Consider the following 14093-nt stretch of genomic DNA (forward strand, 5'->3'; position numbering starts at 1 on the left):
TTTTATTTCAATAGTTCATTTAAAATTTTATAGTAGATTTGTTACTATAAATACTATTTCATGAAAAATCTTCTCTTTCTGTTCATTTTACTTCCGTCGCTAATTTTTGCATCCAACACCGATCCAACGCTTTCAACCATAAAAAATGTAACCGTTTACCTCAATGGCGCTTCTATTGAGCGAACGGCATCGATTAATTTACTTTCGGGCGAAAATGAAGTTGTTTTTAACAATTTGTCGCCAGATATAAATGAAAATAGCATACAAATTTCAGGGCTGGAAAATGCATCAATATTGTCTTTAAATTACACTGTTGATTATCTTGAAAAAGGAACACTCACAGAAGAATATAAGCTTTTGGAAACAAAATTGGACAAACTCAAAAAACAGAAAAACGAAATACAGAACAGCATAACGGGTTATCAAAAAGAACTGGAGTTATTGGATAAAAACCAACGTATCAATAGCGATGCAACAGACCTTTCCTTGTTGAAAGTTAAAGAAATGTCCACGTATTATAGAACCAGGGTTACTGAAATTAAAAATGCAATCTACAATAAAACCCTTGCCCTAACCAAATTGAACAAAAAAATCCAGGACCATACCAATGAACTTTATAAAATAAAAGATGAAAGTAAGGAAACAAGGGGCAAAATAACTGCAAAGCTTGATGCTAAAAAGGCAATAAATCTTTCTTTGGCTATTAAATATACCATTAACAATGCCGGTTGGTTTCCTATTTATGATATAAAAGCCAAAAACACCGATGCCCCTATCAACATACTATATAAAGCAAACGTATATCAACAAAGTGGGACGGATTGGGATAATGTCGCAGTTGTTTTGTCCACTGGCGACCCAAATACCAATAATTTGAAACCGGAAATTTCAACTAAGTACTTAAATTTTGTAAACCGGTATTATACAAACCGCACACCCATACGCCGAAACAACCACAAATACAATCCTTCCATAAAACGGGTAAGCGGAACGGTGTTCGACGAAACCGGATTACCACTTCCAGGTGTAAACGTAATTATTAAAGGGACATCACAGGGAACACAAACCGATTTTGACGGGAATTATTCGTTGGAAATCAATGATGGAGAAGAATTGGTATATAGCTATGTTGGGTTTGATAATATTAGCCAACCTATTTACGCAAGTGTCATGAATGTGCAATTAAACGCAACTTTAGAATACTTAGAAGAAGTGGTCGTTACAGGTTATGGTGGGCGTGGAAAAAGAAGAAATGATAGTGAGCTTGATGCAGCAGCTCAAGAATTAAAAAAGCCTGAGCCTAGTTTCACTAAAGAAGTTGGGATTACCAATACGCAGTTTAAAATAAGAAAACCTTACACCATCCCTTCTAACAAAGATGTTACCAGCATTGAAATTGATAACATTGCACTTCCGGCGACCTATCAACATTATGCTGCCCCAGAGCTCAATGAAAACGTATTTTTAACCGCCACCATTAAAGATTATGAACAGCATGATTTTTTACCCGGCGAAGCCAATATTTATTTTGAAGGAAATTATGCCGGAAAATCTATTATAAACCCACAAGTGGCTACCGATAGTTTAAGCCTTTCATTGGGAACAGACCCCAACGTGGTGGTAACCCGAGAAAAGTTGAAAAACTATAAAAGCAAATCCTTTTTGGGGAGCAATCGTATTGTTGACAAAGGATATAAGATTGAAATAAAAAACAACAAAAACACAACAATCAATCTACTTTTGGAAGACCGTATCCCCATTTCCCAAAACGAAAAAATAAAAGTGGATGATATGGAAACCAGAAAGGCCAAATACAATAAGGAAACCGGGATATTGCGATGGAACCTTACTTTGCCTGCCAACAAAAAAGAAGAAAAAGAGTTTTCCTACACCGTAAAATACCCGAAAGACAAGCGAATAAACCTTGATTAATTAATCATCATTGCTTATTTCAAATTCTGAAGAATAAAATCCAGTTTTGAATTAGCGTTCTCGTTACTGTCAAAAGCGAAGTTTTTATACCGGTTTTCCGTTGCCAACCCTTCTTTTTTCCACTTCTGGACTAATGGTTCGTTTTCTAAAGTAACTTTACCGGCCAGGAGGTTTTCCAAAGAAACCCCTTGCTCGTAAAGGTTATATATTTTTTTCAACCCTGTTAAATACAGGTGGTCTTTGGTAAAACCACCGCCGCGATGTGCGCGCAGGGTAATGTTGTAGGCCTCTTCTCTGTTCAGTTTGTATTGGTTGTGCAACAAATCGAAGGTATCGCAAAAATTAAAACCTTTTCGTAGGCTATCTGTCGCCAGCACACGATAACTCAACTCTTTTAATCGGAATAGAGTCAAGCATCCGCTCATATATTCACTGAAAACGGCCAGCCCTTCTTGGGTTTCCACATTTTTGGGAAAACCATTGTGAAAAATTTTAAGCGGTTGGTTCAGCCCATTGAAAGTGGTTACAAGGTGGACGCCTATTTCGTGATTGGCCAGAACCTTCAACTGGTTGGCACTAAATTTATGGTTTTTTTTGAGCACCAAAGTCTGTTTGTTGTTTATGACCATGGCCGCAGCCGAAATTTTTGTGGAAAACCGGATGTTGAATTGAAAATCGTATTGTTTCGTGAATTCATCAAAATATTCGGCAGCTTCTTGGGCGGTGAAGGCCGGTATCATTTCCTTATCGTAATCCTCATCTTCAAAATGAAGAATAAAACGGGCGTTTTCTACACTATTTTGTGTGGGTGTCCCAAATGATTTCAACGAATTGAAATAAAACTTTTCTTTTTGGCCAACAGTTTCCACACATTGCACCAAGCCCGAATAATCGTAAATCACTTCCCGGTAAAAAACACGGGTTTCTTCATCTTTAATACTGTCAATATCCTGCGAAAAAAGTTCTTGTTGCAGTTTATGCGCATTAAAGTCAAGCTTTCGGTACTTAAAATTAGGATTGACATTGTATTTTGAAGCAAAAAAATTTCGTTTTTCCTGTTCAATATTAATAGGGTTTACAAAGTTTAACACTTCTATCTTTTGAACCAGTTTGTTCAAGTTATAATCAATCCTAAAAAGGTTAGGGTACGTGTCTATTATTGCCTGGGTGTCTGTCATATTAACTGTTGAACGTTTTGTGAAATAATGCAGCGTGCTCCTTAACTTTTTTCTGAAGTTGTTGTTCAATAGCTGAAATCACTTCAGGATAAATTACTTCTCGCAACTCGTCACAATAAATCTTCTTGAATTCAGTCGCTAAAACTAAGGTATTTTTGAAGTTTTTGGTAATAAATTTCAGGAAATAACCATTTCCGAAAAACGTGTCATTAATTTTTGAGGTAGCTTGTATTTCGTGGGGCAATTGTAATTCTGAAAGCGATTGCCGCCAATTTTCAACCAAATCACCAAAGCGTTCATTGTCAATATTTGAGGTCCCCAAATTGATGACCGGCACTTCCCTATCCCATCGGCGCCAATTGTAGCTATGTATATCGTACACAACAACGGCTCCAAATTTTTCTTCCAATTTTGAAACCAAGGCGTGGACCACTGAATAAAATGCGGTGTGCTTTTCCAGACTTTGTTTTTTTTCTGAAGGACTCAACGGTTCTTTCCACAACTGTTTGCCCCAAGCTTCATCAAAAATAGCGTTATCGGGCTCACGGTTTAGATCGTATTCAAATCGGCTGTCGCGACCGGCTAACACAATTGGATTTGTTTTTATAAACGCTTTGGTACACGGGTCTTCTTCAAACCAACGTTCGTATTCGGTGTGTAAACAGTTTTCCCACAATTCTTTCCTGAATTGATGTCCATCGTGCACAGCACCACAAACGTAGGATACATATTCCTCAATTTTTAAAGTGAAGGAATAATCGTCAGCCACAGCTTCAAAAGTTTCCTCAGCCTCAATCTTTTTTATAATTTCTGAAATGGATAATTTTTGCATAAATTTTGTTCAATTTTCGAAATAAAGAACCACTCTCTTTCCAAACGACAATATACTCATCTAAAGGAACAAGATTCGAAGTTGGTTGATTATGCGTGCTATTATAAACTGGATTATAGCTTTCATAACCAACAATCGTTTTTTTATTAAATTCATAAATGTGCTTTCGGTACAAATTCGTAATCCCTACTGGTCTTACAAATTCACTCAATCAACTTTTATTCAAAATCGTACCTCGTCATTCATTATTCGACCTTCATCCGGCGGTCGCTTCGATACAATTCCGCAGAAAAAGCGGAACCACTCAGCCACCTTTGTTGAAAATCCTGTATAAATCGTAAATCAAAAATCGTCTAAGCATCACTTACATGCTTGCGCAGTTTTTGGCGACGTTCGAAAGCATTGACGCGTTCCACCACTTTATCTTCAACAAAGTCAATAATCTTTTCTTGTATCTTGCTTTTGTACACCTTGTTCATATAGGTAATGCCGCCGGGCGACATCACATTTACTTCTACCAACTTCCCACCAATAACGTCAATGCCTACAAAATACAGGCCGTCTTTCACCAATTTTGGGCCGATACGACGGCACAGCTCTTTTTCTTGTTTGCTCAAACTATGTTTTTGTACACTGCCCCCAGCACTTACATTACTTCTATGATCTTCATCGCCCGGTACACGGCGCATCGCTCCAATAGGTTGACCGTTCAACAATAAAATACGAACATCGCCTTGATCGGCTCCTTCAATATAATCCTGTAAAATCACATAATTTGTAGTTCCATCTTTATTGTCAATATAGAAGTCCAACAAAGAATTGATACTCTTCATAGCACTTTTTTCAATTAAAATGACACCAGAACCACCAAATCCATTTAGAGGTTTTAAAATCATTCGGTCAGGACCTTCTTTAATTATTTTCTTTAAATACTGTTTGTTTTTTGTCACATGAGTCCGTGGAATCATTTCGTTTTTTTCGTCTTCAAAAACTGCAGTGTAGAGTTTATTGTTTGCACGACGAATTCCATCAAGATCGTTCATTATAAACACATCATCCTTAACTGAATCCAGAAAATTGAGCATAATCATATCCAGTGGTGGGTTGCTACGAAGTATAATTACATCAAAGCCCGCCATTGGTAACATTTCGTCATAAAATTCCGCACTTTTATGAAATGCTTTTAATCCTTTAGCCAATTTATCTTTTCGCTTTAAACATCTAGAAAATGCAAAAGCAACACTATCCCGTATGGTTAGGTTTGCCGGTGTAGTAGTGACTATTCCGTGGCCACGTTTGGCAAATTCTTTAATTAAAGCTAAAGTTGAGTCGTTTTCAGGGTCTATTTCATCCCAAGGGTACATGATAAAGCAAACGTTCATGAGGGTTGGTTTTAATTAGTCTTTTAAATATACTAATTATGGCAAAACCTCAAAGTTTTTTTGGAGAAAGGTTGGAGAAATCATTTTTTTATTGCCCATAAATCCTAAAGTTATCGAAGCCTGCATAATCAGGATCTCCATCCTGTTCAATTGAAACAGTGATTCTTACATTTGTGACGGAAGCTGGAATTGTAATGATTTCTGTTCCTTGGACCGTAAGGTTAGAGTTTCCATTAATTAAATTAACTACTGGCTGACCAACGCCATCGTGAAAAACTTGATAATTTACATCATCTCCATTATCAAATTCGAAAACATCATAATCAAATGCGATCCTTGGGTTAGTTAAGGAGGATACATCAACATCTACAAATCTAATTTCGTGCTGAATACCTCCTGGGTGAATTGGATTGTCTAAGTCACGACAAGCCAAGAAATCACCCGAAACAATATCTATCGCTGAAGTGTCGCCGGTACCAAGTGAATTACCAATATCCCAAATATCATTTCCCGTTGCGTATGCTGTAGGATTCAAAGTGTAATTCCAAGTCAAGTTTCCATCAAAATCTTGTGCAGCTAACGTAGTTGTATTTGTAGTTAATGTATAGATAGTTTCCCAGTTTATACCATTCCAAATTTCCAAAGTACCAGTATCAATAACAAAAATTAAAAGTCCTACATCTGTAGAGGTAGCATTGATTTGGTTTTTATCAGATTGATTATCAACTCTGGCGGGCATAAACCCTTTATAGGTTGTGCCACCATCGGCAGTACCACTAACCTCCAACATAGCCGCAGGCGATGGGTTTACCGTGCCAATCCCCACTTGGGCCGATACGAAAAACGTGAAAAAACTACATACGATAAAAAAGAAATAGTGCTTCATAACTATGATTTTTAAACTTAAATCATAGCTAAATAGATGACAGAAAAGTAGATAGGGAAACTAAAAATAAAACAATAATCGGATTCCCGACATTAAAAATCGGTTAAATCGATGAACGATCACTTTTTATAGTTATCATCCCAATCCTTCACATGCGGCACGCCCAATTTACCTTGCGATTTTGCCACCATCATAGAAACAGCAGCGTCACCGGTTACGTTCACGGTGGTTCGGCACATATCTAAAGGCCTGTCGATGGCAAAAATCAACGCCAGTCCAGCTTCAGGAATACCCGCTTGTGCCAAAACAATGACCAACATCACCATCCCTGCTCCAGGTACGGCTGCTGAACCGATAGAAGCCAAGGTTGCAGTGGCGATAATACCTAATTGGGTTCCGAAAGAGAGGTCCATCCCAAAGGCTTGTGCTATAAATACGGCCGCCACGGCTTGGTATAAACTGGTTCCGTCCATATTAATGGTGGCACCAATGGGCAACACAAAACTGGTTACCTCACGTTTTACCCCTAAGTGCTCTTCTACCCGTTCCATAGTGACCGGTAAGGTTGCCGCACTGGAACTGGTTGAAAAAGCCAATAATTGAGCTGGGCCGATTCCGTTTAGGAAACTCCTTGGTGTGTGTCTTGTAAATATCCATACCAATAAAATATACACGCCAATCATTAATGCCAATCCGCCCAATACACATAAGGCATACATTCCTAGGGCGGCAAAAAGGTCGGCACTTGGGGCTTCTACGACCAAAGCTGCCAATAATGCAAAAACCCCATACGGAGCCGCAAGCATAATGAGATCGATCATCTTCAGGATAACTTCATTAAAGCCATCGAAGAAGTCTTTTACCGGTTGTGCCGTTTTTTCAGGGATCAAGATCAATCCTATTCCGAAGAAAATAGCGAAAAATATTACTTGGAGCATATTTCGGTTACTGGAAGAAGCCCCAATAATATTACTAGGTACTAAATCTACCAAAGCCTGTAACGGACCAGCATCTTTTTGTCTTTGGGCATCTTGACGTTTCATTTCGGCTTCGCCACCGTAGGCTTCCACCAATTCAGAACGGGTTTCTTCAGTTATGGTTTTTCCCGGTTTGATAAGGTTAACAACCCCTAACCCAATGGATACGGCAATTACCGTGGTAATTATATAGGTGACAATGGTGCGCAAACCCATTTGGGAGAGACTGGAAATATCTTTTAAATCGGAAACTCCTTTAATCAATGACGCAAGAATCAAGGGGACGGCGATTAACTTCAAGGCATTTATAAAAATGGTTCCGAAGGGTTTTATCCAATCTTCAATAAAATCGGGGCCCCAACCAAAGTTGGTCAAGATAAGGGCGAAAACCACCCCGAGTGCCATTCCAAGTAAAATTTGCCAATGTAATGCCAGTTTCTTCATATAAGTACTAATGATCGTTTATTTTTTTATGTCGCGTAATATACAGATAATCTTTTAGAGTTTTGAAACCTTATTTAAAAGCCAAAAGTCTGCCAATACCAATGCCGCCATCGCCTCTACAATAGGCACGGCACGCGGCACTACACAAGGATCATGACGGCCTTTGCCCTGCATTTCAACTTGTTTGCCTTCTGAGTTGATAGTCTGTTGTTTCTGCATAATGGTGGCCACCGGTTTAAATGCTACATTAAAATAGATGGGTTCTCCATTACTTATCCCACCCTGAATACCACCACTGTAATTGGTTTTGGTGCTACCATCGCTGTTGAAAAGGTCGTTGTGCAGACTGCCTTGCATTTTTGTCCCTTCAAAACCGCTGCCATATTCAAAGCCTTTTACAGCGTTTATGGACAGCATCGCTTTGCCCAATTGGGCGTGCAGCTTATCGAAAACAGGCTCGCCCAGGCCAATAGGAACGTTTTCGATCACACAGGTAATTTGCCCGCCTACGGTATCCCCTTGTTTTCTAATGTCTTTTATATAGGCTTCCATTTTTGAAGCCATATTGGCATCGGCACAGCGAACAGGATTGTTTTCTATTTCATCGAAGTTAACTTCTGAATAGTTTTTCTGAAGGGATAATTCACCCACAGCCGAAACGTAAGCCGTTATTTTAATATCCTTCAACAACTGTTTGGCAATGGCTCCTGCTGCCACCCTGCAAGCGGTTTCACGCGCTGAAGAACGCCCGCCACCCCGATAATCACGATTGCCATACTTTTTATCATAGGTGTAATCTGCGTGCGAAGGCCGGTAGGTATCTTTTATATGCGAATAGTCTTTAGACTTCTGGTTGGTGTTTTCAATAACAAAACCAATGGGCGTTCCGGTAGTTTTTCCTTCAAAAATACCGCTGATAAATTGTACCGTATCGGGTTCTTTTCGTTGGGTAACAATGGCAGATTGACCGGGTTTTCGGCGTTGCATGTCGGCTTCAACAGCCTTGAAATCTATGGGCAACCCTGCAGGACAACCATCGATAATACCGCCAATGGCCTCGCCGTGCGATTCGCCAAAGGTGGTGAGTTTAAATATAGTTCCAAAGGAATTTCCTGCCATAGCCTGTTTTTAACAAATGTAAATCTTACAACTGAAAAGGGAAAAAATATTTCCGTTTTATAATTCGTCAATTTTGGGTTTGTATAAGCGCTTGCTTTAAAATAGTGAGCGGATGCAGTGCTTCCACTCCTGTCCCATCTTTTATTTGATGCCGGCAACTCGTGCCATTGGCAGCGATAATCGTGTTTTTTGAAGCTTTCCGCACCGCTGGGAATAATTTCAATTCCCCAATTTGCATACTTACCTTATAATGTTCTTTTTCGTAGCCGAAGCTCCCAGCCATGCCACAACAACCTGAGGGAATAATGGTGGGCTTGTAATTTTTGGGAAGGTTCAGTAAATCGAACGTAACTTTTTGATTGCTCAAAGCTTTTTGATGGCAATGGTTGTGTATTTTAATGATTTTTTCTTCGGAAGTAAACTTGGCTTCGGAAATGTTCCCCAATTTAATTTCTGAGGCCAGAAACTCTTCCACTAAAAAACTGTTATTTGATAGTTCTTTTGCTGAAACGATATCATCTGCAATCCGAAGATATTCATCACGAAAGCCCAAAATAGCGGAAGGCTCAATACCGAGTAACGGTTTATTTGCTGAAACAATGCCTTTTAAATAAGCGATGTTTTTATTGACTTGCTTTTTTGCTTCTTCCAAAAACCCCTTGCTTATCAACGCCCTTGCGCTGTCCAAATGATGAATGACCGTTACTTTATACCCTAAACCAATCAATAAATCATAGGCATCTTCAGCGATTTCGGCATCCAGATAATTACTGAATTCATCTACAAACAACACCACTTCTTTTATATATTCATTAAGTTGATTTTGTTTTGATTGCAACAGTTTACCAAAACGTTCACTTGAAACAAAAGGCAAGCTCCTTTCAGTAGCCATCCCGCTTATTTTTTTAATCAACTGTGAAGTGAATCCATTTTTGTAGAGCGCATTGGTGAGCTTTGGAAACCGTGCTGCCATTTTATTCAACCGACTGCTTTTTGCAAATAATTTGTTTGATAAAGAAACCCCGTTTGCTTTGTTATATTGATATAAAAATTCGGCTTTTGCCGTAGCCATATCCACATCGCTGGGACATTCGTTTGCACAGGCTTTGCAACTGATGCACAAATCAAAAACTTCTTTTAAGTCCTTATTGTTAAATTTATTCGTTGCAGTATTGTTTGTCAATACTTCACGTAACATGTTGGCTCGGGCCCTTGTAGTGTCCTTTTCGTTTTTGGTGGCGTGGTAACTGGGGCACATCGCACCGGCCATTTCGGCTGTTTTGCGGCAATCGCCACTTCCGTTGCACTTCTCGGCCAAACGAAGGATTCCTTCAGAATCTGAAAAATTTAAAATCGTATCAATTTCAGGTTCTTTACGGTCGGTTTCGTACCGCAACGACTGGTCCATTTTCCATGCATCGGTTATTTTTCCAGGGTTGAAGATGTTCTCTGGATCGAATGCGTGTTTAATTTTCTTCAGAAGGGAAAAATTCTGCTGTCCAATAAGCAGTTCCAGAAACTCGGCTCGCACAATACCGTCGCCATGCTCGCCCGAAAACGAACCCTTGTATTTTTTGCAAAGTTTGGCAACATCGGTCGTTATTTTCCTAAAATAGGCAACCCCTTCCCCATCCTTTAAATTTAAAATAGGCCGTAAATGCAACTCTCCAGCTCCAGCGTGGGCATAATACACTGCTTTTTGGTCATATTCTTGCATCAATGCGGTGAAATCAGCTATGTAATTGGGTAAGTCTTCTAACGCTACTGCCGTATCTTCAATACACGCCACGGCTTTATTGTCACCTACCATATTGCCCAACAGCCCGAGCCCCGCCTTTCGGAGCTCTAAGGCCATCGCTATCTCTTCATTTTTCAATACCGGCATGGTGTAGCTCAAGCCTGATTTTGAGAGGGATTGCAATAAGGCTTCGGTTTGTTGCTGAAGCCCCGAAGCTGTATCTGCTTTTAATTCCAACAACAGTAATGCTTTTGGTGTTCCTTCTACAAAAAAGCGGTACGGCTCGTACTTTTTGCTCTGTTTGGTGCAATCTAGTATTACATCATCCATCATTTCGCAGGTGTGCAGGTTGTGCTGCATGGCGATAGCCACATCATTCAAGCAGTTTTCAAGGGTTTTGTACTGCGACACCACCATTGCCGTGTGCTGGGGCGGCAAATCGTCCAACTGGAGCGTGATTTCGGTAGTGAACGCAAGGGTACCTTCACTTCCGCAGAGCAATTTACAGAGGTTGATTTTTTCGGAAGAATTTTCATCAAACACTTCATTTTTCAAAAGCGCATCGACTGCATAGCCCGTATTTCGACGGTGGATTTCAGGTTTTGGGAAGTGTTTTTTAATTTCGGCACGGGCGGTTTCCGAAGCTAATTCAGCATAAATCGTTTTATAGATGCGACCTTCAAAACTGTCTTCTTTTGTTTTTTGAAGAAATGCTGCTTTGGAAAGTGGACTGAAAACTACCGGATCGCCATTGGCCAAAATGGTTTTAAGCTGCAAGACCTTATCGCGGGTAACGCCATATTGAATGGAGGTCGTGCCGCTGCTGTTATTGCCTACCATCCCGCCAAGCATGCACCTGTTGGAGGTCGAGGTGTTGGGGCCAAAAAACAGTCCATATTGCTTTAAATAGGCATTCAGTTCGTCTCTAATAACGCCCGGTTGCAGGGTTACCGTTTTATTTTGAGTATCAACCGAGATGATGTTAGTAAAATATTTAGAAACATCGACTACGATACCATCGCCAACACATTGCCCTGCGAGCGACGTTCCTGCTGTTCGCGGAATGAGTGATGTATTATTCTCCTGTGAAAACTCAATAAGTTGTAGAATTGCTTGGTCAGTCTTCGGAAAAGCTACTGCCAAAGGGAGTTTACGGTACACCGAAGCATCTGTGGCATATAGTGCTTTGTGTAGGTCGCCGTAGTGAAAATCACCTTTAAACGTTTCTTTAAAATAAGCAAGTTGGTTTTTCATAGGTTTCTGTAAATGTAAAAAAACGAATGCTTCTTCTTTAACAAAAATTTGCCAAATGCACTTTTAAAGTTAGGAACGCATTAACACAAACCAGCGGATAATCAGCCTACATTTGCTATTGATAACAAACAAAAAACACAATTATGAAAAAATTTGTATTGATTTTAGTAGCTATTGGAGCTTTTTCATTTTCTGCACAGTCGCAGGTGATATCCGATAATGCCATTGGACTTCGATTAGGAGGTAATGACGGTTTCGGTCCCGAAATCAACTATCAACGTGCCGTTGGCAGTGACAATAACCGACTTGAATTTGGTTTGGGCTGGAGAAGCAATAGCGATTTTAACGCCTTTAAATTAATTGGCCTGTACCAATGGGTATGGAACATAGACGGCGGTTTCAATTGGTACGTTGGTCCTGGTGCTGGTATCGCCAATGTGGATTATGACGACGATTTCTTTCCAGAAAACAGGTACGATGATTCAGAAACGTATGTTTTTTTAGCTGGTGATGTGGGTATCGAGTATAATTTTGACATTCCCTTATTGCTGTCGCTGGACTTTAGACCGGAAATTGGTTTTGGCGACTACAACGACGATTTAGACTTTGATATCGCATTGGGGGTCCGATACCAATTTTAAAACCAAATGAAATATTAAATAAAACCCTTGCTTACTACAGCAAGGTTTTTTTTATGGGCCTTTGGTTGATCTGGTTTTTAGGTAAAACTTAATCTAGCAGGATTTTACTACCAAAAATTTAACACTAAAATAAAATTAGACTGGTGTTTTTCTGAAGTTTCAGAATGGAGCATCCAAGTGTTCTTAAGCGTTGCCTATTCTTCCAGTTCTACTTCAATGGTTTGGGCCACTGGATCTTTTTTGCCTTGCCAAACGTAGGTGTACAACCACATTAACGTAAATGTTGGCATAAAGTCTGAAATGGGCAGGATTTCTTCTATAAAGACAACAATAGAGGCTATCCTTCCTTGTTTTCCTTCGTACATATCGCTCATTTTCTTGGCAGCATAAGGCGCCCATAAGATGTCCAGAAAAGGTCCGATCACGGGGACGAACATAGTGGCCATCCCCACCAGGTCGTATATAAGTCCTTTTTTGAGCAAGGTATATTTTGAATTTGTCATAGTATGCATTTCGATTATTTACTGTTTATAACGCAAAAAACCTGCCAAATGTTATGAAAGGTCATTGCTTATCAGTTTCAGGAATTCATCCCGCGTTTCTATTTTCTCGAACTGCCCACGAAAACCTGAAGTCGTGGTCACGCTGTTTTGTTTTTGCACACCCCGCATCATCATACACAAATGGGCAGCTTCAATCACGACTGCCACGCCTTGGGGTTTTAACGTATTGTTGATGCATTCCAGGATATCGTGCGTTAACCGCTCTTGCACCTGTAGGCGACGTGCAAATATATCCACCACCCTTGGGATTTTGCTGAGTCCCACTATGTGGCCATCGGGTATGTAGGCAATGTGCGCTTTACCAAAAAACGGAAGCATGTGATGCTCGCACAACGAGTACAGCTCAATATCCTTAATGATGACCATATCGTGGTAATCTTCAGCAAACATGGCCGATTTCAATATCTCGGCTGGGTCTTGGCAATTACCGGAAGTTAAAAACTGCATCGCCTTTGCGGCGCGTTCTGGGGTTTTCGCGATCCCTTCCCGATCAACGTCTTCCCCGAGTTGGGTTAAAATTTCAGAAAAATGCGTTTTTAAATCGTTTGTTACGTTTTCGTTGTACTCTTCAAAAAATGTATAAGATGCCATTAAGTGCTTTTTAGTTTATGGGAATAGTATTTTTTTAATTTATCGATCTTAGGGTTAATAATATATTGGCAATAGGGTTGCTGGGTGTTTTGATTATAATAATCGTGATGGTCTATTTCGGCTTTATAAAAAGCGTCCAACGGCTTCACCTCGGTCACGATGGGGTTGTCAAACACCTCTTTTTCGGTGAGCAAGGTAATGAAATCTTCAGTTATTTGCTTTTGTTCTTCCGAAGTATAAAATATTGCGCTTCGGTACTGGGTGCCTACATCGTTTGCTTGCCTGTTCAATGTTGTGGGGTCATGGGTGGCGAAAAATATTTCTAGCAAAGTTTCCATGGTTACTTTGTTTGGGTCGTAGGTTATTTCAACGGCTTCGGCATGCCCGGTGCGGCCAGTTATTACCTCCCGATAGGCCGGGTTTTTAATGGTACCGCCAGCAAATCCGGGAATTACGCTCTCTACGCCTTCAATACGTTGAAAAACGGCTTCGGTACACCAAAAACAACCTCCGGCAAATACAATTTTATGGTCGTTCATTAAAAATGTTTTTCTAT

Annotated in this window: 12 protein-coding genes; 2 read left to right on the plus strand and 10 right to left on the minus strand. The window is 39.9% G+C overall.

Annotated elements, in window-relative coordinates:
* Nucleotides 1-60 precede the first annotated feature (60 nt).
* A complete protein-coding gene (locus tag DDV96_RS04905) occupies nucleotides 61-1932 on the plus strand; it encodes a DUF4139 domain-containing protein (protein ID WP_116693642.1) in 1872 nt (623 codons plus the stop codon).
* Between the two features lie 14 nt (nucleotides 1933-1946).
* Here DDV96_RS04905 and DDV96_RS04910 read toward each other — a convergent pair whose 3' ends face one another.
* The 7 genes from DDV96_RS04910 to DDV96_RS04940 all read right to left on the minus strand — a co-directional run bounded on the left by DDV96_RS04910 (nucleotide 1947) and on the right by DDV96_RS04940 (nucleotide 11742).
* Nucleotides 1947-3110, minus strand: a complete 1164-nt coding sequence (locus DDV96_RS04910; protein ID WP_116693643.1) for a flavohemoglobin expression-modulating QEGLA motif protein — start codon at nucleotides 3108-3110, stop codon at nucleotides 1947-1949.
* A 1-nt stretch (nucleotide 3111) separates the two neighbouring features.
* Nucleotides 3112-3942, minus strand: coding sequence for an N-formylglutamate amidohydrolase (locus tag DDV96_RS04915; RefSeq protein WP_116693644.1), 831 nt, complete (start codon nucleotides 3940-3942; stop codon nucleotides 3112-3114).
* Nucleotides 3943-4295: 353 nt separating this feature from the next.
* Nucleotides 4296-5324 (minus strand): glutathione synthase, encoded by a 1029-nt coding sequence (gene gshB / locus DDV96_RS04920; RefSeq protein ID WP_116693645.1) that lies wholly within the window; start codon nucleotides 5322-5324, stop codon nucleotides 4296-4298.
* Between the two features lie 88 nt (nucleotides 5325-5412).
* Nucleotides 5413-6210, minus strand: coding sequence for a hypothetical protein (locus DDV96_RS04925; protein WP_116693646.1), 798 nt, complete (start codon nucleotides 6208-6210; stop codon nucleotides 5413-5415).
* A 119-nt stretch (nucleotides 6211-6329) separates the two neighbouring features.
* Entirely contained in the window at nucleotides 6330-7631 is a 1302-nt protein-coding gene (locus tag DDV96_RS04930) for a dicarboxylate/amino acid:cation symporter (protein WP_116693647.1), read from the minus strand.
* A gap of 54 nt (nucleotides 7632-7685) precedes the next feature.
* Nucleotides 7686-8750 carry a chorismate synthase gene (gene aroC / locus DDV96_RS04935; RefSeq protein WP_116693648.1) on the minus strand — a complete coding sequence of 355 codons (1065 nt, stop codon included), beginning with the start codon at nucleotides 8748-8750 and terminating at the stop codon, nucleotides 7686-7688.
* Between the two features lie 67 nt (nucleotides 8751-8817).
* Complete coding sequence (locus tag DDV96_RS04940) at nucleotides 8818-11742, minus strand: FAD-binding and (Fe-S)-binding domain-containing protein (RefSeq protein WP_116693649.1); 2925 nt, start codon at nucleotides 11740-11742, stop codon at nucleotides 8818-8820.
* A gap of 143 nt (nucleotides 11743-11885) precedes the next feature.
* Between DDV96_RS04940 and DDV96_RS04945 the strand changes: the two genes are divergently transcribed.
* The gene (locus tag DDV96_RS04945; protein WP_116693650.1) at nucleotides 11886-12383 is read left to right on the plus strand and encodes an outer membrane protein; all 498 of its coding nucleotides are present in this window, start codon (nucleotides 11886-11888) and stop codon (nucleotides 12381-12383) included.
* 194 nt (nucleotides 12384-12577) lie between these two features.
* On the opposite strand, the gene DDV96_RS04950 is transcribed toward DDV96_RS04945, so the two are convergent.
* The 3 genes from DDV96_RS04950 to msrA are packed head-to-tail and all read right to left on the minus strand — an operon-like array spanning nucleotide 12578 to nucleotide 14076.
* Nucleotides 12578-12886 carry a hypothetical protein gene (locus tag DDV96_RS04950; protein WP_116693651.1) on the minus strand — a complete coding sequence of 103 codons (309 nt, stop codon included), beginning with the start codon at nucleotides 12884-12886 and terminating at the stop codon, nucleotides 12578-12580.
* Nucleotides 12887-12937: 51 nt separating this feature from the next.
* On the minus strand, nucleotides 12938-13537 hold the full coding sequence (gene folE / locus DDV96_RS04955) for a GTP cyclohydrolase I FolE (protein WP_116693652.1): 600 nt from the start codon (nucleotides 13535-13537) through the stop codon (nucleotides 12938-12940).
* A complete protein-coding gene (gene msrA / locus DDV96_RS04960) occupies nucleotides 13537-14076 on the minus strand; it encodes a peptide-methionine (S)-S-oxide reductase MsrA (protein WP_116693653.1) in 540 nt (179 codons plus the stop codon). The genes folE and msrA overlap by 1 nt, the downstream gene beginning before the upstream one ends.
* Nucleotides 14077-14093: the final 17 nt, after the last annotated feature.

The organism is Marixanthomonas spongiae (assembly GCF_003095375.1).
Taxonomy (GTDB): Bacteria; Bacteroidota; Bacteroidia; order Flavobacteriales; family Flavobacteriaceae; genus Marixanthomonas; species Marixanthomonas spongiae.

Coding starts and splice junctions, on each gene's coding strand:
- aroC (WP_116693648.1), bottom strand. CDS start 8,750: ATGGCAGGAAATTCCTTTGGAACTATATTTAAACTCACCACCTTTGGC.
- folE (WP_116693652.1), bottom strand. CDS start 13,537: ATGGCATCTTATACATTTTTTGAAGAGTACAACGAAAACGTAACAAAC.
- DDV96_RS04925 (WP_116693646.1), bottom strand. CDS start 6,210: ATGAAGCACTATTTCTTTTTTATCGTATGTAGTTTTTTCACGTTTTTC.
- DDV96_RS04950 (WP_116693651.1), bottom strand. CDS start 12,886: ATGACAAATTCAAAATATACCTTGCTCAAAAAAGGACTTATATACGAC.
- DDV96_RS04930 (WP_116693647.1), bottom strand. CDS start 7,631: ATGAAGAAACTGGCATTACATTGGCAAATTTTACTTGGAATGGCACTC.
- DDV96_RS04910 (WP_116693643.1), bottom strand. CDS start 3,110: ATGACAGACACCCAGGCAATAATAGACACGTACCCTAACCTTTTTAGG.
- DDV96_RS04940 (WP_116693649.1), bottom strand. CDS start 11,742: ATGAAAAACCAACTTGCTTATTTTAAAGAAACGTTTAAAGGTGATTTT.
- gshB (WP_116693645.1), bottom strand. CDS start 5,324: ATGAACGTTTGCTTTATCATGTACCCTTGGGATGAAATAGACCCTGAA.
- msrA (WP_116693653.1), bottom strand. CDS start 14,076: ATGAACGACCATAAAATTGTATTTGCCGGAGGTTGTTTTTGGTGTACC.
- DDV96_RS04915 (WP_116693644.1), bottom strand. CDS start 3,942: ATGCAAAAATTATCCATTTCAGAAATTATAAAAAAGATTGAGGCTGAG.
- DDV96_RS04945 (WP_116693650.1), top strand. CDS start 11,886: ATGAAAAAATTTGTATTGATTTTAGTAGCTATTGGAGCTTTTTCATTT.
- DDV96_RS04905 (WP_116693642.1), top strand. CDS start 61: ATGAAAAATCTTCTCTTTCTGTTCATTTTACTTCCGTCGCTAATTTTT.